Annotated in this window: 20 protein-coding genes; 6 read left to right on the top strand and 14 right to left on the bottom strand. The window is 66.6% G+C overall.

The genetic code is table 11. The annotated features are described in order from the left end of the window. Positions 1–187: 187 nt before the first annotated feature. Positions 188–481: a hypothetical protein gene (locus KHP12_RS06640; protein WP_211831903.1), complete on the top strand. Its 294-nt coding sequence runs from the start codon at positions 188–190 to the stop codon at positions 479–481. A gap of 25 nt (positions 482–506) precedes the next feature. On the opposite strand, the gene KHP12_RS06635 is transcribed toward KHP12_RS06640, so the two are convergent. From KHP12_RS06635 to KHP12_RS06625, 3 genes are all read right to left on the bottom strand, one after another. Then, the gene (locus KHP12_RS06635; protein ID WP_211831982.1) at positions 507–692 is read right to left on the bottom strand and encodes a hypothetical protein; all 186 of its coding nucleotides are present in this window, start codon (positions 690–692) and stop codon (positions 507–509) included. Positions 693–801: 109 nt separating this feature from the next. Further along, complete coding sequence (locus tag KHP12_RS06630) at positions 802–1,491, bottom strand: hypothetical protein (protein WP_211831902.1); 690 nt, start codon at positions 1,489–1,491, stop codon at positions 802–804. 3 nt (positions 1,492–1,494) lie between these two features. After that, positions 1,495–2,037 carry an RNA polymerase sigma factor gene (locus KHP12_RS06625; protein WP_308016684.1) on the bottom strand — a complete coding sequence of 181 codons (543 nt, stop codon included), beginning with the start codon at positions 2,035–2,037 and terminating at the stop codon, positions 1,495–1,497. 556 nt (positions 2,038–2,593) lie between these two features. Here KHP12_RS06625 and KHP12_RS06620 point away from each other — a divergent pair. After that, complete coding sequence (locus KHP12_RS06620; RefSeq protein ID WP_211831900.1) at positions 2,594–2,836, top strand: hypothetical protein; 243 nt, start codon at positions 2,594–2,596, stop codon at positions 2,834–2,836. Here KHP12_RS06620 and KHP12_RS06615 read toward each other — a convergent pair. Further along, positions 2,833–3,306: a DUF6233 domain-containing protein gene (locus KHP12_RS06615; protein WP_308016685.1), complete on the bottom strand. Its 474-nt coding sequence runs from the start codon at positions 3,304–3,306 to the stop codon at positions 2,833–2,835. The genes KHP12_RS06620 and KHP12_RS06615 overlap by 4 nt on opposite strands. 225 nt (positions 3,307–3,531) lie before the next feature. Continuing rightward, a complete protein-coding gene (locus KHP12_RS06610) occupies positions 3,532–4,686 on the bottom strand; it encodes an MFS transporter (RefSeq protein WP_211831972.1) in 1,155 nt (384 codons plus the stop codon). A gap of 396 nt (positions 4,687–5,082) precedes the next feature. Between KHP12_RS06610 and KHP12_RS06605 the strand changes: the two genes are divergently transcribed. After that, positions 5,083–5,583, top strand: coding sequence for a hypothetical protein (locus tag KHP12_RS06605; protein WP_211831899.1), 501 nt, complete (start codon positions 5,083–5,085; stop codon positions 5,581–5,583). Positions 5,584–5,737: 154 nt separating this feature from the next. Here KHP12_RS06605 and KHP12_RS06600 read toward each other — a convergent pair whose 3' ends face one another. Both KHP12_RS06600 and KHP12_RS06595 read right to left on the bottom strand, forming a co-directional pair. Further along, a complete protein-coding gene (locus tag KHP12_RS06600; protein WP_211831897.1) occupies positions 5,738–6,811 on the bottom strand; it encodes a ParB/RepB/Spo0J family partition protein in 1,074 nt (357 codons plus the stop codon). Beyond that, positions 6,808–8,070 (bottom strand): ParA family protein, encoded by a 1,263-nt coding sequence (locus KHP12_RS06595; protein WP_211831896.1) that lies wholly within the window; start codon positions 8,068–8,070, stop codon positions 6,808–6,810. Before KHP12_RS06595 ends, KHP12_RS06600 begins: the two co-directional genes overlap by 4 nt. A gap of 356 nt (positions 8,071–8,426) precedes the next feature. On the opposite strand from KHP12_RS06595, the gene KHP12_RS06590 reads away from it, so the two are divergent. Then, positions 8,427–8,873 (top strand): CYTH domain-containing protein, encoded by a 447-nt coding sequence (locus tag KHP12_RS06590; RefSeq protein ID WP_246642997.1) that lies wholly within the window; start codon positions 8,427–8,429, stop codon positions 8,871–8,873. Between the two features lie 159 nt (positions 8,874–9,032). Here KHP12_RS06590 and KHP12_RS06585 read toward each other — a convergent pair whose 3' ends face one another. After that, on the bottom strand, positions 9,033–9,569 hold the full coding sequence (locus KHP12_RS06585; RefSeq protein ID WP_308016686.1) for a hypothetical protein: 537 nt from the start codon (positions 9,567–9,569) through the stop codon (positions 9,033–9,035). Between the two features lie 346 nt (positions 9,570–9,915). On the opposite strand from KHP12_RS06585, the gene KHP12_RS06580 reads away from it, so the two are divergent. Further along, complete coding sequence (locus KHP12_RS06580) at positions 9,916–10,566, top strand: SMI1/KNR4 family protein (RefSeq protein ID WP_211831893.1); 651 nt, start codon at positions 9,916–9,918, stop codon at positions 10,564–10,566. Positions 10,567–10,637: 71 nt separating this feature from the next. On the opposite strand, the gene KHP12_RS06575 is transcribed toward KHP12_RS06580, so the two are convergent. Both KHP12_RS06575 and KHP12_RS06570 read right to left on the bottom strand, forming a co-directional pair. Next, positions 10,638–10,958 carry a hypothetical protein gene (locus KHP12_RS06575; protein ID WP_246642996.1) on the bottom strand — a complete coding sequence of 107 codons (321 nt, stop codon included), beginning with the start codon at positions 10,956–10,958 and terminating at the stop codon, positions 10,638–10,640. Positions 10,959–10,992: 34 nt separating this feature from the next. Continuing rightward, complete coding sequence (locus KHP12_RS06570; protein ID WP_211831892.1) at positions 10,993–11,331, bottom strand: hypothetical protein; 339 nt, start codon at positions 11,329–11,331, stop codon at positions 10,993–10,995. Positions 11,332–11,521: 190 nt separating this feature from the next. Between KHP12_RS06570 and KHP12_RS06565 the strand changes: the two genes are divergently transcribed. Further along, entirely contained in the window at positions 11,522–12,520 is a 999-nt protein-coding gene (locus KHP12_RS06565) for a hypothetical protein (protein ID WP_211831891.1), read from the top strand. On the opposite strand, the gene KHP12_RS06560 is transcribed toward KHP12_RS06565, so the two are convergent. From KHP12_RS06560 to KHP12_RS06545, 4 genes are all read right to left on the bottom strand, one after another. After that, a complete protein-coding gene (locus tag KHP12_RS06560) occupies positions 12,486–12,647 on the bottom strand; it encodes an ASCH domain-containing protein (RefSeq protein WP_211831980.1) in 162 nt (53 codons plus the stop codon). The two genes, KHP12_RS06565 and KHP12_RS06560, sit on opposite strands and share 35 nt — an antisense overlap. Further along, positions 12,644–12,820 carry a hypothetical protein gene (locus KHP12_RS06555; protein WP_211831979.1) on the bottom strand — a complete coding sequence of 59 codons (177 nt, stop codon included), beginning with the start codon at positions 12,818–12,820 and terminating at the stop codon, positions 12,644–12,646. The genes KHP12_RS06560 and KHP12_RS06555 overlap by 4 nt, the downstream gene beginning before the upstream one ends. Further along, positions 12,817–13,257 carry an HIT family protein gene (locus tag KHP12_RS06550; RefSeq protein ID WP_211831890.1) on the bottom strand — a complete coding sequence of 147 codons (441 nt, stop codon included), beginning with the start codon at positions 13,255–13,257 and terminating at the stop codon, positions 12,817–12,819. Before KHP12_RS06550 ends, KHP12_RS06555 begins: the two co-directional genes overlap by 4 nt. A gap of 130 nt (positions 13,258–13,387) precedes the next feature. Then, positions 13,388–14,689: an MFS transporter gene (locus tag KHP12_RS06545; RefSeq protein WP_211831889.1), complete on the bottom strand. Its 1,302-nt coding sequence runs from the start codon at positions 14,687–14,689 to the stop codon at positions 13,388–13,390. Positions 14,690–14,755: the final 66 nt, after the last annotated feature.

The raw sequence follows: 14,755 nt of genomic DNA, 5'->3' as shown, positions 1-14,755 counted from the left end.
CCACACACACCCAAAAAACCAACAGCAGCCGCCTCCACCGTCAACCACCGCGCACCTACGTACCGCTCCCCCGCCCACCGGCCAAAGACGCTCCACCCTGCACCACGTCACCGACTCCCTTCACCCCAGACAAGACACCCACCGCCCCCGGCACTCGCCGGGGGCTTCGTGCTTCCTGGAGGACCGCGTGCCGACCTACGAGGCCCTGCCCCGCTTCACCACCGACCTCCACCACCTCACACCCGAACAGCGCCGACGCTTCTGCCAGGTCGTCACTCGAGCCTTCGTCCCAGACCTCCGCGCCGGGTGCTTTCGCCCCGGCCTGCGCATCAAGCGCGTCCGCTGCCTACCAGGCGTCTACGAACTCACCTGGGCACCGGACGGACGCGCCACCTGGTCTTACGGCCGGGAGAAGGTGAAGGGTGCCCGCCACATCGTGTGGCGCCGCATCGGCACCCACACCATCCTCACCGGTCCCTGAGCCGAGGGCGGTTGGAGGTGGTCGGTCAGTGGTGCTCAGCCCACCATTCGATCCACCAGAAGCCGAGGCCGGCGGCGCCGGTGCCGATGCCGTAGCAGGCGCCGCGCAGCATGTGGGCGGCGATGGTGCGTCGACGTCGGGCGACCCAGCGCTTCAGTCGGCCGATTCGCCGTTTACTTCCCGATGGTTCGGGATTGAAGCTATTCTTCACCGGAGGTGCTCCTCTGCTGGGGGTGCATCGTCGCGAGGGGCCCGTCTCGACCCGTTGGCCTCGGAACCGGGGGTCGGGAGTTGGGCTCCTTGTGCTTTTCGAGGGCGTTTCAGTAGCGGCTGGCGAAGGCGTGGAGGCGCTCGGCGAGCTGCTGGTCGGGATGGCCGACGAGGCCGTCGCGTGCGCGGGCGAGGCGGTCGACTTCTGCGTCGAGGTCGGCGGTCGGAGCGATGGTGGCGGCGTCGTGGTGGCGGACGTACTGCTCGAAGGTCTTGAAGAACCGGTTGTCCAGGATCTCGATGTCCTCGGGGGGTCCGTCGTCGCCGATGTCCTGGTCGCGTTCCCGTTTGGCCTGTAGCAGCCAGTGGGCTGCTTCGCGTTCCTCGCCGCGGCTGAGGTGGTGGAGGTGGAGGCAGTAGGCCGCGCCGCGGACGTCGGCGCTGGCGGCCAGTTCCCACCAGAACTGGGCGCTTTCGGGGTGGCCGGTGAGGTGGAGCAGGCAGGCGAAGACCTGGACGCCGTGGACGTCCAGCGGCGTGGCGGTGTGGAGCGGGTCGGGGGCGTTCTCGTCCAGTTCGGTGACGAGTTGATCGACGTGGGCGGCTGCCTGGGGGCTGGTGAGCCACCAGCGGGCAACGGCCTTCAGCCGCTGTCCGGCTTCCGGCGCCCGCTGTGTCTCCAGGCCGGGGAGGATGTAGCCGGCCTCACGGGCCAGGCGCCGGAGTCCGGCGGCCACGTCGAAGTGGTGCTCGCGGACCGGCGGAGCCGCGTCAGCCAGCAGCTGGTCGATGGTGGTCATGGGCTACTCCCCCTGGTTCTTGGTCTTGCGCGTGGTCCTGCCGGTCTTCTTCGTCCGGCTGGTCCTGCCCAGCGCCTGGGCCAGGCGCTCGCGGGCCTTGCGGCAGTGGTAGTCCACGGTGCTGGTGGTGATGCCCATGTACCAGGCGATCTCCTCGGCGCTCTTGTTCATCCACCCCCGCAGCACGATGGCGTCGAACTGCTTGGGCGGCAGCTTGGCGAGTGCCTTGTGGACCGGGTGGTCGCCGCTGGCGAGCCTGGCCTGCGTGTCGAGCAGGGCCTGGGATATGACGACCCGGCGCATGATGGCCCAGGTCTGCTGCTGGAGGTTGCTCTCCGCCAGCAGGGTGTTCCAGTTCCGCAGGATCTCGATGAAGGCCCGGTGCACCGCTTGCTCGGCGGCCTCAAAAGTCTTCAGGTAGGCCAGCGCGTACTGGTGATACGCCTCCTGGTTGGTGATGTAGTGCGCCTCGAACTCCAAGGGGAGCGTGAGGGGTTCCCCGAGCGACGGGCTGTCATCCTCGAACAGGTCGCCGTTTGCGGTCACGAAGGTCCTCTTCTTTGAAGACATGGCGGGGGTGCGGCACCCGGGTTCGCGGATGCCTAGGCCGAGGGGGCCTGGACACCACCTAAGTCGTATTGACGCGTAGAGACGCATGAACGACCCAAGGAAAATCACTACGCGAAACACTACGAATGCGGAAGGTGATATTCGATACCGCTAAGTAACCGCTCATGAGCTGAGTGTTTACGACTGCGGCGCCCCGCCGAGCGCCGTCGGGCGCGGCCGCCGCCGTGTTGCACATCACAGTTTGAAGGGGGCGTGCAGGAAGTGGCACGCGCCCCCTAATACCCCCCGTGCGGGTGAATCACCGCATCCACCAGCGCGTTGGAACGACAACCCCGACCATGTCGCCTCCGCACGGCCCTGCCCGAGCGGCCGCGCGAGCCCCGCCAGCCGCCACCGCGGGCCGCCCTCGACCCCAGCCCGGGGTCCTGCCGCGAGCCTCGACCGCACGTCTTCACGGGCCCCAGCCCTGCCGCGACACCGCGCCCATCGAGGACCGGGCCGTCCGTTGCCCCCTGCACGTAGAATCGCGCACATGTCTGATCTGGCGACCGATGAGCTGATTGACCTGCAAAAATCCGCAGATGCTGAGCACGCAGGGCTCGCCGGGCTCGACGGTGAAGAGCATCGGGCCCGCTGGGAGCAGTGGCGCGTGGCGGCCGAGCGGGTGCAGGCGGCGGTGACCGAACACGCCGCATCGGCCGGGTTGAAAAGGTGCGAGGTGGAGCAGGCGGTGAAGAAGGCCGCACGGCACTCAGAGGACGCTGCCGGGGCTTAGCGTGGCAGCGCCTTGTCCGGGCGGCAGACGTCGCATATCGCGATGTCCGGATGGGCCTGACTCTCGGCCGCTTCGCGGGTGGGAATGAGTGTGTGCTCGTTGCGGACCTGCCAGCAGTCGCGGCGGTGAAGGCGGCGGGAGGGGGCATCCTCGGTGTACTGGTGGAGCCGCTCGATCACCCACTGGCGACCCGCGATCGCCCCGTCCGTCGGCACGAGCGAGTAGTCCTCGCCCGGGATTTTGGCGATCCGCTCAGACTCGACGCTGATCGGGGTCGGGGCTCCCATCGTCTTCGTGGTGCCATCAGCCCCTTCGTGCCGCGCCGGGAGGATGGCCTCGCACTCATACCACCAGCGGCCGTCCCTCGAGCGATGGCGGACAGTGACCACGACATCCAGCTCCTGACCGTCCGGCATCGTCGCCCTGGCCCACGGTCCGGCCTTCGACCGCCACTCCTCCTCAACGCTCACCGTTCGATTCTAGTTCGAATATGGGGGTGCGGACTGCCCCGGGGCATCACCCCCATGCCTCGCATAGGCTGGGAAACCCCAGGGGGGTGCCTGTGGAGGTAGCCATGCGCCCCGTATGGAGCGGAGCAGTCAGCTTCGGCTTGGTGACGATTTTTATCTAGACCTGGCGCCTGTCTGCCCGGGTCAGAGCAGCGTGAATGGCTGAGGGACGTAAGGTCAGTCTCGTCAACGCAGGTCGTCAATGGAGGACTGGCCGCGGGAGTGTTGAAGCGGGCTCACAGGTAGCAGCCGACTGCCGAGTAGTACTGCGCAGGCCCCGACGGTCAGCAGCCCGCCGGCGAGGAAGACCCCTCGCACGTCGGCGAGTGGCAGGACCAGTGCCCCGATTGCGGCGCCGGCCGCGATGCCGGCGTTGTAGGCGCCTGAGTTCGCCGCGAGGGCGATATCCGTGCGGCCCGGCGCGCAGTGCAGCATCTCGTTCTGGGTGACCATGAACACCGGTCCGAGCGCTCCGCCCATGAGGACCATGAACGTCACCGCTGCGACCGGATGAGTGCCGACTGCGTGCAGGCCGAGCATGCCTACCGCCTGCGTGGCTATGGCCGTGGGTAGCGCGGACTGTGGGAAGCGGTCCAGCAGCGCTCCGGTGATGCTCACCCCGGCCAGGCAGGCGACACCGAAAACCACGAGCAGGACGCTGACCGTGCTCGAGGAGAATCCGCTCACGTCGCCCAGGAACTTCACGATGTACGTGTATCCGGTGAAGGCCCCGGTGGCGGACAGGGTCCCGGCCGTCAGCACGGTCGCGAACCGCCGGACGTCGGGACTGGTTGCGTAGGCGGCGGGTTCTTCTTCCGGAGGCGAGGTCGGCAGCAGAACGGCGATCGTCACCAGAGAGACGAGTCCCAGAGCCGCCAGCATGGCGACGGGCACCTGCCAGTCGCTCTGTCGGCCCAGCCAGGTCCCGGCGGGAACACCGAGCACGAGGGCGAGAGAACCTGCGACGGACAGCGCACCGACCACACGCCCGCGGACCTCGGGCGCGAACAGGCCCACCGCGACCGGCCCCATTACGGCCCAGAACAGCGCCTGGGCGAGCGCGGTCAGCAGCCGCGCCATGAGCAAAAGCCAGTAGGAGGGGGCCAGGCTCGCGATCAGACTGGACACGACAAGCGCGGTCAGTAGCCCTGTGAGCACATGGCGTCGGGGCACGGCCCGCGTGACGTGGACGAGCGGCAGAGACGCGAGTGCCACCGCCACGGCGTAGCCGGTGACCAGGAGACCGACCGCTGACACTGACACCCGAAGGCTTGCGGAGATGAGCTCCAGCAGGCCGATCGGCAGGTTCTCGGCTGTGTTGAAGGTGAAGGCGGCGAGCATCAGGGCCGCGAGCACCGCTGACCTGTGCCATAGAGCCGGTTGCCGCGTGACCGTATGGCCCCTTGCTGCCCTCGCTCGTTGCTCTTGCTCCGTGGCACCCTCCATGGAGCTACCTCACTGGGCCTCCGGTCACGCCGCAACCGAATTCATAGTGCGTGCCGCCGCTGCGGTCGTCGACCGCAGCGGCAGCCTGCGTGAACCACCCCGCTGACCCGAAGGTCGGCTGGCGTACCACTACGGTCGCGGCCATTGTGAGCTCGAGCGGCTCTACGGGCCATGGCACGGCAAACAGCCCCGTCCTGTACGTGCTCTGCGCGTAGTGGGACGTTGGAGGGCCAGTGGCATTCGGGTGATCCTCGGCCCCAGGGCTTCCACTCGCCGTAGAGAGGATCGACCGTGATCTCGGACCACGACATGCTCTGGCGCCGCTGTGCGCACCTGGGCCGTGTTCTGCTGCCACTGATGGACCAGGAACCATGGCGACGGGTACGTCGCCACGAGAACCTGCGGACCTGGGGCATCGACACGGTCGAAGGTGAGCGCCTGATCGAGATCTTCGCGGCTATGGCTGCCCACGCCGTCGCGGCCGAAGCTGCCATGTCCACCGCAGAATTCGACGCTCTACCCCTCAGTGCCGTGGCCGAGGCGGCGACCGGCAAGCGCGACATCGAACTGCTCGCCGGGCTCCCGGACACCTTCGCCGACGGCCGTGATGGACAGGCCGTCGACCTCTTCCGCCTGTACGCCTACAAAGGCGAGCAAGCCAGTCGCTGGCTCTTCCAACTGAGCAGGGAACTGCACCACGCACTGCTCGTCCTCGCCGAACGCTCGCCGATGCCGTCCCCCACGTGCGGAGACGTCTTCCATCGGGCGGCCGAGGCTGGCCTGCTGCAGTGATCACGGAGATCAGACATTCTCGAAGGACGCGCTCCGGGGCCGGGGTCTTCGGCGCCGGGGTGGCAGGCGGTCACCAGTGCTGTATCGGTGTCCTCAAGGTTGCGTTGGCTTGCTCACTCCATACGCGGCTGTGGTAGACATCGCGACGAGCGGTTCACGCTTGGAGCAGGGCGACCAACTCACGACGTTCGTCATCCGTCATACGAGCGTGGATGAGCTTGGCGACCGCAGGTACATCACGCCATGGCACCATCTGGACAGCGTCTTGCCCCTCGCTCCGATCCGTGGAGTCCCTTCCCCGATCGGCGGGCTGCGCCGGCACGGGGGCAGACGTTGTACCAGTCGCCGTCTTGGCCGGCGTCTGGGTGGTCGCTCCCTCCGCCGATGCCTCTGTGGTCGTCTGACCTGCGTCCTGAGTTATCACGGCGTGATAGTCGTCAGTCTTCTGCTTTGGGGTAGAGCCGGGGGTTGCGGCTGGAGTTGCCGCCTTCTGGCTGTTTCGCTTCTGCTCTGCTCGCCGCTTGGCTTCTGCCGCTCGGGTGTCCGCGGCAGCCCGCTGTTCGGCGGGGCTGAGCTTGCCAAGGTTCCGGACGTGTTCGACTTGCCGCTCTCCGCTGGCCAGTTCGGCCTGGAGGTCGGGGGAGAGCTTGAGCAGTGACAGCTTGGAGGAGATGGTGGCCTGGGGGAGGCCGAGCCGTTGCGAGGCTTTGGTCTGGCTGCCGTAGAACTTGACCAGCGAATCCAGGACGTGGGCCTGCTCGAGGTCGGTCATGTCGTCGCGGTGGAAGTTGGCGACGAACGCGGCCTCGAGGAGGGCCTCATCGGTTGCCACGCGGGCGTCGTCGACCATCACTTTGATGGTGTCCTTGCCTGCGCGGCGTGAGCCTTCGAGGCGACGGTGGCCGTCCACGACGACGTACTTGGCGCCTTCGTCCAAGTCGTCGGCGCGGTCGGGGCGTTCCTGTAGGTAGGCGTCGATGCTGGCGACGGTGATGGCGTTGATGACGCCGAGTTCCTTGATGCTCTGCGTGATGTCCTCGAGATCGCGCAGATGGTCGCGGGGGTTGTCGGGGTTCTGGCTGATCTGCCCGACGGGCAGCTCTGTGGGGTCGGGTACGCCTTCGGTGCGTGCTCCGGTGGCGGCGCTGATCGCGGCCCTCCGGGCGCTGACGGGCCGGGCCTGGCCGAAGGAGGCGCTCGCTCCGAGTTTCGATGCCTTGCTGCTCATGAGATCTCCCGTGCCAGGGCGCGCATGCCTACCGCCTGATCGCACTTGGGGGAGTAGGCGAGGAGGGGGCGTTTCACGCGGACAGCTTCTTTCTGTTCCTTGAGGTCGCCGATGACGCCGACGACTCGGGGGTCCCTTATGTCCATCCAGGCTTCGAGGGAGGAGGTGGCGATGTAGCCGCGGCGTGCGTCGTAGTGGTTGACGACGATGCCGAGGTAGTCGATGTCCAGGCTGAGGTCTGTTCCGAGGTCTTCGATCTGGGTGGTCAGGAGGGTGTAGGCGTCGGCTGAGCTGTCTTCGGCCTGGACGACGACGAGGGCGCCGGAGGAGCCGGGAGGTTCGTTCTCGCGGCGGCGGCCGTAGTAGACGGCGGCGTCCATGCTCAGGCCCAGGCTGGGCGGGCAGTCGACGATGATGACGTCGAAGTCGGCTTCGATCGGTGCGAGGGCTCGTTCGAGAGCGGCTTCACGTGCCCGGACGCCGGCGAGTTTGACGTCAAGGAGAAAGGCGTCGTTGCAACTGGGCAGGAGGTGCAGGCGGTCGCCGAACTGGTCGCCTTCGATAGGGACGATCAGGTCGCGGAGCTTGCCGGCGGGTTCGCCGCCCATGTGCTTGGTGAGGCTGTCACCGTCCATGGGCAGCGGGGTGTGCCCGAGTTGCTGGGTGAGATGGCACTGGGGGTCAAAGTCCACGAGCAGGACACGCAGGCCGAGGCCGGGCCGGTCCTCTATGGCCAGCGGGTCTGAGCCGCTGTCGCTGGTATCGCCCGCACTCTCCTTGAGCAGCGCTGCAGCGAAGTGCTTGGAGATGCGCACCGGGTAGAGAGCGTTCGAGTCTTCCGCCATGGCCTCGCCGGTGCCTGCGGCGACAGCGGTCTTCCCGACGCCGCCTTTTTGGTTGCAGGTGATGATGCGGCGGGGGATCTCTGGTCTCTGCACGGTGGGCGCAGGGTGTTTTTGCAGCCAGAGCTGTACGGCCTGGGCGAGGGCCTGGGTGATCGAGACCTTGCGATCGGATGCCGTGGTCTTGAAGGTTTCCCACTGGCCTTGGGGGAGCCAGGTGGAGAACGAGTCGGCGCCGGATGTGTCGACATTGGGCGGGGTCGACGCGAGGTCGCACCAGTAGGCGATGCCTTGCGTCACTGCGCTCTGGATCTCGGTGCCGAGTTGGGCTGCACGGACTTTGAGGTCCTGGCGGAGCCACCCGGGGAGTTTGGAGACGACCTTCTCGCGGTCGCCAGCGGAAGCGGGATAAGCCATGCCTGACACCTTACTAACGAGCGTGATCCAATCAAGCACAGACACGTTACCTAGGTAGCAACCGGCTCTGAGGTATCACGCCGTGATAATTGTCCTGTCTCAAACGATCGTGGGCAGAGTGGAGCCGGTGACCTGGGGTGCCCACGATCGGATGAGACGAGTGCGGGCTTCATGTCTCAATTGATCGTGGGCGTCCGGTGCCGATCAGCTTGATCTGAGAGGCTCGTTCCATGACGGAGCGGGCTGGTGTTGTGCAGGGTGAGGTCGTCAGCCAGGGGAAGTACGCGCGTGTCGAGCGGGAGCGACGGTTCTTGCTTGCGGGGCCTCCGGCTCCTTCGTCGGTCACAGTCACTCGTATGATCACGGACCGGTATCTGGTAGGGACACGTCTGCGTCTGAGGCGGGCAGAGCGCCCGGATATCGGCGGTTGTGAGCTCAAGCTCACCCAGAAAGTGCCTGCTGATCGGCCAGGTGCCGTGCAAGGGCTGATCACGAATACGTACCTGTCCGAGGCCGAGTACGACGTGCTCGCCTCGCTGCCGGCCGCGGTGTTGTCCAAGACACGGTTCAGCGTTCCTCCCCTGGGCGTTGATGTCTTCGACGGCCCTCTGGAGGGCTTGGTCCTGGGGGAGGCCGAGTTCACCAGCGATGAAGAGGCGCTGGCTTTCGTGCCGCCTCCGGAATGCGTGGCTGAGGTGACGGATGACGTTCGCTTCACCGGAGGGAGACTTGTCGGGGTTGCCCAGCGGGAGTTGTTGGCGTGGCTGGCCGAGTACGGAATCCGCCCGGAGACTCCTCAGTAGTGGGGAAGGGACAATAATCACGCCTTCGGTACGAGGTATCGGTGCAAGCGCCTTCCGACTATCACGGCGTGATAATCGATGCCGAGAGGCCGGACGCGTTCATGCAGACGGCTTGAGCCCGTCCAGGGAGCCTCGCCGAAACGTGCCCCGCACCGGCTCTCAGTGGCCGTAGGACGGCTCGAAACAGCCGGTCTCCATGAATGGCCCGTTGGTCTTGACCTCGTAATTGATCTTCTGGACGAACGCTGTGACGCAGGCGTCGTCATGAACGCGAAGGCCGATCAAGGCGCCTTCAGGAGTGACGTTGTGGTCGACCTCGTAGCGCGGATCCATCTCCCGTACGGTGAGCGTCCCGCCGAAGTGCTCTCCCTTCGGCCCGGTCCGCTCCTCTTCGTACCCCAGTTCAAGCAACGCCGCGCGCACGCTCTTGGGATCCCACTTCTTCTGCCCCCACAGTCGCTTGAGCACGGGCTCGATACGGTCGGCTTCCTTCTGAGCGTCCTTGGCACTGGCGGCGGACATCTCACCAGAGCGACGGTAGGCATTGTTGTCCCCGTGGTGCGGGGCACCGTCGACGATCCCGGGCTCCACGTAAGGAGAAGCGCCGGGGGAACTGGAACTGGAACTCGGGGGTGTGGTCGAAGAGCCGACTGCCACGTCCGTGCCGCGCTGCTCACCGCAGGCGGTCAGGGACACGACAGCACCCAGTAAGAGAGCGGTCGCAGCGAAGTGTCTGCGTGCTCCCAGTATCAAGGTAAGCATGCGCATGACTCTGCCATGACCGCGGACGGATGCGGGTGCTGTGAGACAGAGTGCAGCGCTGGCCAAGAAGGGTGCATATCACGGCGTGATAGTTGGAGCACGGCGGAGTCGCGGGGGAGTGGGGGCTGCTGGTGAAGCCGCTCGGTTCCGGGTGGGCTGGGCTGGTTGTGGCTGCTTGGAGGGCCGCCAGGGACCTCGATCTGCACCCAGGCCCTGTGCGGTGCCGCATCGGATGTGATCTTCCCTCTTTCAAATCCGCGCCCTCGGTACGGTGAGCCTCATGACCGACGACATAACGCGGATGGCGGAAGCGTGGGCTCGCGTCGAGGCGTGGCTGTGTGAGTATGCTCCGGCCTCGGCCGCCCTACTGCGGTCTCCCGCTGGCGAGGAGGAGATTGCTGCTCTGGAGGAAGAGATTGGGCTGCGCCTGCCGCCCGTGCTGCGCGCCTGGTACCGGCTCCACGACGGTGCGATCGGTTCCTGGCCCGAGGACGCCATTGAAGAGTGGGCGGTGGCTGGCTGGCTCCCGATGCACCGGACGTGGCTAAGGCTTGAGGAGGTCAAGCGCCTGTACCTGACGCAGGTCCAGGACTGGGAGCGCGAGCCCGGTCTGATCCCGATTGCCTGCAACCCCGGCGACGGCTGGTACGGCCTGTATCTCGACGCCCGTGAAGGCGAGCCCACATATGGGAACCTCGGCACCTGGGCGGTCGATCAGGAGAGCGAGCCCCTGCCAGGCGGCACCGATGGCTGGCCGCTTGCGGACTGGCTGGAGGCCACTGCCGCGGCCCTGGAGGAACGCCGCTGTCTGCGGATGCCGGATGGCACCGAGAACATCCATGAGACGCCGGTGTTGAACCGGGGCGGACTGGACTGGGTCCACGCCCGTACCGGCGTCGAGGACGGCATGCGGCGCCTTACGGACCTGTAGGTGATCACGGCGGCCAGTGCGGCGAAGGGAGGCTGATTCCCCGCACCGGCCGCTTGTGTTTCAGGGGTGCCTTACGGCTTGGGGACGGTGCACGTCACGATCGCCTTGCTGGCGTCGCAGTGCGCGAACTCGGGGAAGGCCACCCAGTACTCGTCCTTGTCCAGCAGGTGGAACTTGCCCGGGGCGGAGAAGTTCCCGGGGAACCCGGCCATCGAACCGGAGTTGATCCAGCCCGACATCGTGGAGCGGCCGCAGACCTCCTTCCAGATCGGTGCGGCGGTGCGGATGTCGTCGTACAGGTGCCATTCCCCCTGGGTGGAGCGGGTGGCGTAGGTCTGCACGCACTTGTCGCCGGAGGTGACCTCGTTCAGGCCGCCTTTGGCAGCCGGCATGCCGCCGCTGTTGTAGGAAGCGGCGTAGGCGAACTCATCGCAACTCGCCGAGTCTTTGTTGTTCGGTGTCAGCTCCGGCACGGTGGTGGCGTCGGGGTTGCCGGACTTGGCTGCCCAGCCGTCCGGGCAGATGACCTTCCGGTCGCCCCTCCTGTGGTTCCTGGTAGGCGTCCAGGTCGACCTTCGGCGCGTTCTTGTCCGGCTCGGGGAGTTTGATGTCCACGGACCGGCTGCGGATGCGGAACTTCGCCCACGGTGACCATGTCGTCTCATACAGGCTGCCGTCGTAGGCGGAGGTGTGGAAGGTGTAGGTCGTGCCCGGCTTAAGCTTCCCGTAGGGGACGGTGACCTCTGCGGTCTTCCCGGACGCCACGTAAAGACTGGGCGGGGAGGGGGGGAGCACCGCAGAGCTGGGTGGTGCCGACCCCCGCGTACTTCACGCCCGAGAGGGCTCGCGTCCTGTACGACTGGTGGCATCAGGCTGCTGTCACAGCGGTGTCCAATGCTGCCCAGTTCATGAGATTCACCAGCCGACAAGCGCGTCGCGGTGCCAGACTCACCGTATGACGATTCAGGGGGTTCCATCCGAACTTGCACACTATTACCCCGGTTGGATCTGGGATGAACGGTCCGTGGGCCAGATGAAGAGCCTTCTGCTCTACTTTGACGGGCTCGCGCTTCTTCTGCCCGAAGATCACTTCTGTGCAACGGTGGCTCAAGAGGCGGAGCTAGCGCAGCCCCTGCAACAGGCTGGCCTGCTGCACAACTTTGCGCCAGGAACCTGGCTGGATACTGACACTGCTCGAACCATCCAACAGGCGGCGGCACACAGCCGCCGGGCAGGCGGCCCCGCTTTCATCAGCATGGGACATTTGGCGGCGACGGAAACCATCTCCACTGCCCACCTCGTCGCCGAACTCGCTAGCGCTCACCTCGTCGTAGAGCAGATGCTGCGCTCAGGAACTGTCATCCGTCGACGGCCAGACCTGGGACCGGACATGGTCGACATGCCGGAACGAGTACGCGCTGCCGTCCTATTGACTGTAGGCCTTGCCGCGCAGACGAAAGTGTCCGATCACCGGATCCACCTGGTCGGTGACCTAAGCCAGGCGACTAGAGCGCGAAGCGGCAAGGCTGAAAGGACAGCACAGATTCTGCACCAAGACATCCTGAATGTCGGCATCGACCTGTCCCAGGTCCCGTTGAACGAGATCTTGGACTATCGGCGCGAACATGGTGCGTCGTACAAGGCCTACGCTCAAGACCTTCGGCAGTTCGTCCGCGGGCTCGAAGCCGCCGAACCTATTGACCGCCCACGGATGCTGCACGAGCGGTCAGAGTCGATCGCGGACCACGCCTCACAGCTTCGCCGGGCTCGCCGCGCGTGGGGACGTCCAGTGACAGCGCTAGCGTTTGCGGGTGCTGGTGCGGCCTGGACACTGCACCAAGCCGATGTCTGGGGGGCCGTTTTCGCTGCGCTGGGAGCAGCGGCAGGCTTCTCACGACCTGCCAGGCCAGAATCCCCGTTCAGTTACCTACTTGAGACACAAAGGATTTCCTAGGCATCCTTGTGGACCCGGAGCGGTTCTCGATCGTCTTGGCGCCGGTGAGGATGCAGGTGGCCCACTGCTTGATGGTGATGCCGCGGATCCAGTCGCCTTCCGGCAGCACGGGCTTGGCGGCGCTCATGCGGCTCGCCCCCACAGGTGCGTGCCCGGGCGGCCCGCACGTCGGCCGTTGACGGACGGCACCGTCACGTGCTTCTTGGTGGCGAGCATCGCACGGAACGCGTCGACGGCCGCCTGGTCCTCGGGGGTGAGAGCGCCGGGTGCGGTGGCGCAGCGGCGGAAGAGTCGCTTCATCGGGCGGGCTCCTTTTCACTGGCGGAGTGGGTCCAGAGGAGGGCGAGGCCGTCGTCGGCGGTGCGGGGCACGAGGTGGCCGTGCAGGTGCATCACTGTCTGGGTGGCGTCCGGTCCGCAGGAGGTGAGGTAGTCCCACTGTCCGCCGATGTCTGCGGCGAGTTCGGCCGCGCGGTGCTGGGTGGTGGCGGAGACGACGGGGTCGACGGTGAAGTCGTCGACGTGACATCGCGGGATGACGAGCAGGTGACCCGGGACGCAGCCGCCGCTGCGGGGCACGATCGCGATCGTGTCACTCCACTCGCGGATGATCGTGGCCTTTGCGCCTTCGTGGACGATGACGCAGAAGGGACAGTCCTTCCGCGGGTGTTTGCGGGGGACCGGGGGCCGGTTGATGTGGTGGTGGGTGACCTGGACGCGGGCGTCAACCGCTTGCATGCGCCGTCCGAGCGCATCAGCTATGGCGGGGGCTCTTTTCCGGACTAAGAAGGCCGGGCCCCCGCTTGAGCGCGACGGGGAGCACCGACGTCAGGTGTTCGTGAGCAGCGCCGAAACGGCCATCTCGTGACTACACCCGTTTCGCCCCTGAACCCTGCGGCAGCGAGCCCTCCGCCCTGCCTTGGGGAGAACCGATACGGTCCATCTGCCTCCAGGCCGGGAAGATCACCGGGCACAGCGTGGCAAGCAGATACACACCGCCAACCGCCAGCAGCGTGGAGGACAAGCCGACCGAATCCACTAGGAAGCCCGCGGCCAGTCCGCCCAGCGGAGTGACCAGCTGCACCGAGGCCGTTGTCGCGCTCAGCACGCGGCTGCGCAGGTCCTCCGGCACCGTCTCATACGTCACGGTGGCCATGATGGGGTTGAGCACACCGAAGGCAAGACCCTCTACCGCCATGATCACGGCTAACGGGGTGAAGGTGTCGGTGAAGGCGGCCACCACGAAGCGCGGCAGGCCCCCGATGAGAAAGGCGATCGTGAACACGGGCCACCGCCGAAAGCGGCTACCCACCGCCCCACAAACCAGCGCCCCTGTGAGAGCGCAAACCCCGAACGCCGCGTTCAGCAGACCAAGATCGACGGCACCATCAAGCTCCTCACGGGCATGCACGGGCAGGAGCACAGCACTCCACCCCTGGTCGAGGCCCCTGGTGACCAGCGTCATCAGGCACAGGCCCAGCAGCAGCGGCGTGATCGCCACGAAGCGATATCCTTCCGCGAGTTCACGACGGTAGGCACGCAGCGACGTCGGCTCGGCCCGTCGTTGGGCCTGCGCCTCGGGCAGGCCACGCACTCCGAACGCGAACAGTGGCGCCGCCACGGCGAAGGTCGCGGCATCCACCAACAGGACGTTCTCGGCTCCGAGTACGGCGATCAGCACACCTCCGAGAGCGGATGCCGTCAGCGCCGCACAGCGTGCCGCACCGTCGTACAGCCCGGCAGCCCTGGTCAGCGGCATTCCGGCGCGTTCGGCGAGCGTGGGCAACAGCACGCCGCGAGCGGTTTCACCCGGCGCCCGGAACAGCCCTGTCATCGCCATCAGCACGCACAGCATCCAAAACAGCAGGATGCCGGCGAACTGCAGCAGCGGGATCGCCGCAACGGCGACCCCGCAGGCGAGATCCGAGGCGACACTCACCCGGCGTCGCCCCATCCGGTCGATGACCGGACCGGTGACGAGCGCAGCGAGCACTGCGGGCAGCAGCGTGCAGAACGCGACGATCCCGGCCCTGGCGGCGCTGCCCGTGCTCTGCAGCACGAACCACGGCACGCCCATGTAGGTGAGGCAATTGCCTGCGAGCGAAACGAGGTTGGCGGCAAGAACCGTTGCCAGAGGACGGCAATCAACCGTCCCGAAGTCTTCGGACACTACGGTGGTCTCCCAAAGGGGAAGCGCCCGCCGTGAACGAAGCAGATCAGCCGGCGGGCGAAGCGA

Origin of the sequence: Streptomyces asiaticus, from assembly GCF_018138715.1 — a bacterium.
In the GTDB taxonomy this organism is placed as follows: domain Bacteria; phylum Actinomycetota; class Actinomycetes; order Streptomycetales; family Streptomycetaceae; genus Streptomyces; species Streptomyces asiaticus.
Note: the sequence above shows the minus strand (reverse complement) of the source record. Positions and strands in the feature narration are given on the sequence as shown.

Coding starts and splice junctions, on each gene's coding strand:
- KHP12_RS06550 (WP_211831890.1), bottom strand. CDS start 13,257: ATGCAAGCGGTTGACGCCCGCGTCCAGGTCACCCACCACCACATCAAC.
- KHP12_RS06620 (WP_211831900.1), top strand. CDS start 2,594: ATGTCTGATCTGGCGACCGATGAGCTGATTGACCTGCAAAAATCCGCA.
- KHP12_RS06595 (WP_211831896.1), bottom strand. CDS start 8,070: ATGGCTTATCCCGCTTCCGCTGGCGACCGCGAGAAGGTCGTCTCCAAA.
- KHP12_RS06555 (WP_211831979.1), bottom strand. CDS start 12,820: ATGAAGCGACTCTTCCGCCGCTGCGCCACCGCACCCGGCGCTCTCACC.
- KHP12_RS06575 (WP_246642996.1), bottom strand. CDS start 10,958: ATGCCGGCTGCCAAAGGCGGCCTGAACGAGGTCACCTCCGGCGACAAG.
- KHP12_RS06610 (WP_211831972.1), bottom strand. CDS start 4,686: ATGCTCGCCGCCTTCACCTTCAACACAGCCGAGAACCTGCCGATCGGC.
- KHP12_RS06565 (WP_211831891.1), top strand. CDS start 11,522: ATGACGATTCAGGGGGTTCCATCCGAACTTGCACACTATTACCCCGGT.
- KHP12_RS06580 (WP_211831893.1), top strand. CDS start 9,916: ATGACCGACGACATAACGCGGATGGCGGAAGCGTGGGCTCGCGTCGAG.
- KHP12_RS06590 (WP_246642997.1), top strand. CDS start 8,427: ATGATCACGGACCGGTATCTGGTAGGGACACGTCTGCGTCTGAGGCGG.
- KHP12_RS06560 (WP_211831980.1), bottom strand. CDS start 12,647: ATGAGCGCCGCCAAGCCCGTGCTGCCGGAAGGCGACTGGATCCGCGGC.
- KHP12_RS06630 (WP_211831902.1), bottom strand. CDS start 1,491: ATGACCACCATCGACCAGCTGCTGGCTGACGCGGCTCCGCCGGTCCGC.
- KHP12_RS06600 (WP_211831897.1), bottom strand. CDS start 6,811: ATGAGCAGCAAGGCATCGAAACTCGGAGCGAGCGCCTCCTTCGGCCAG.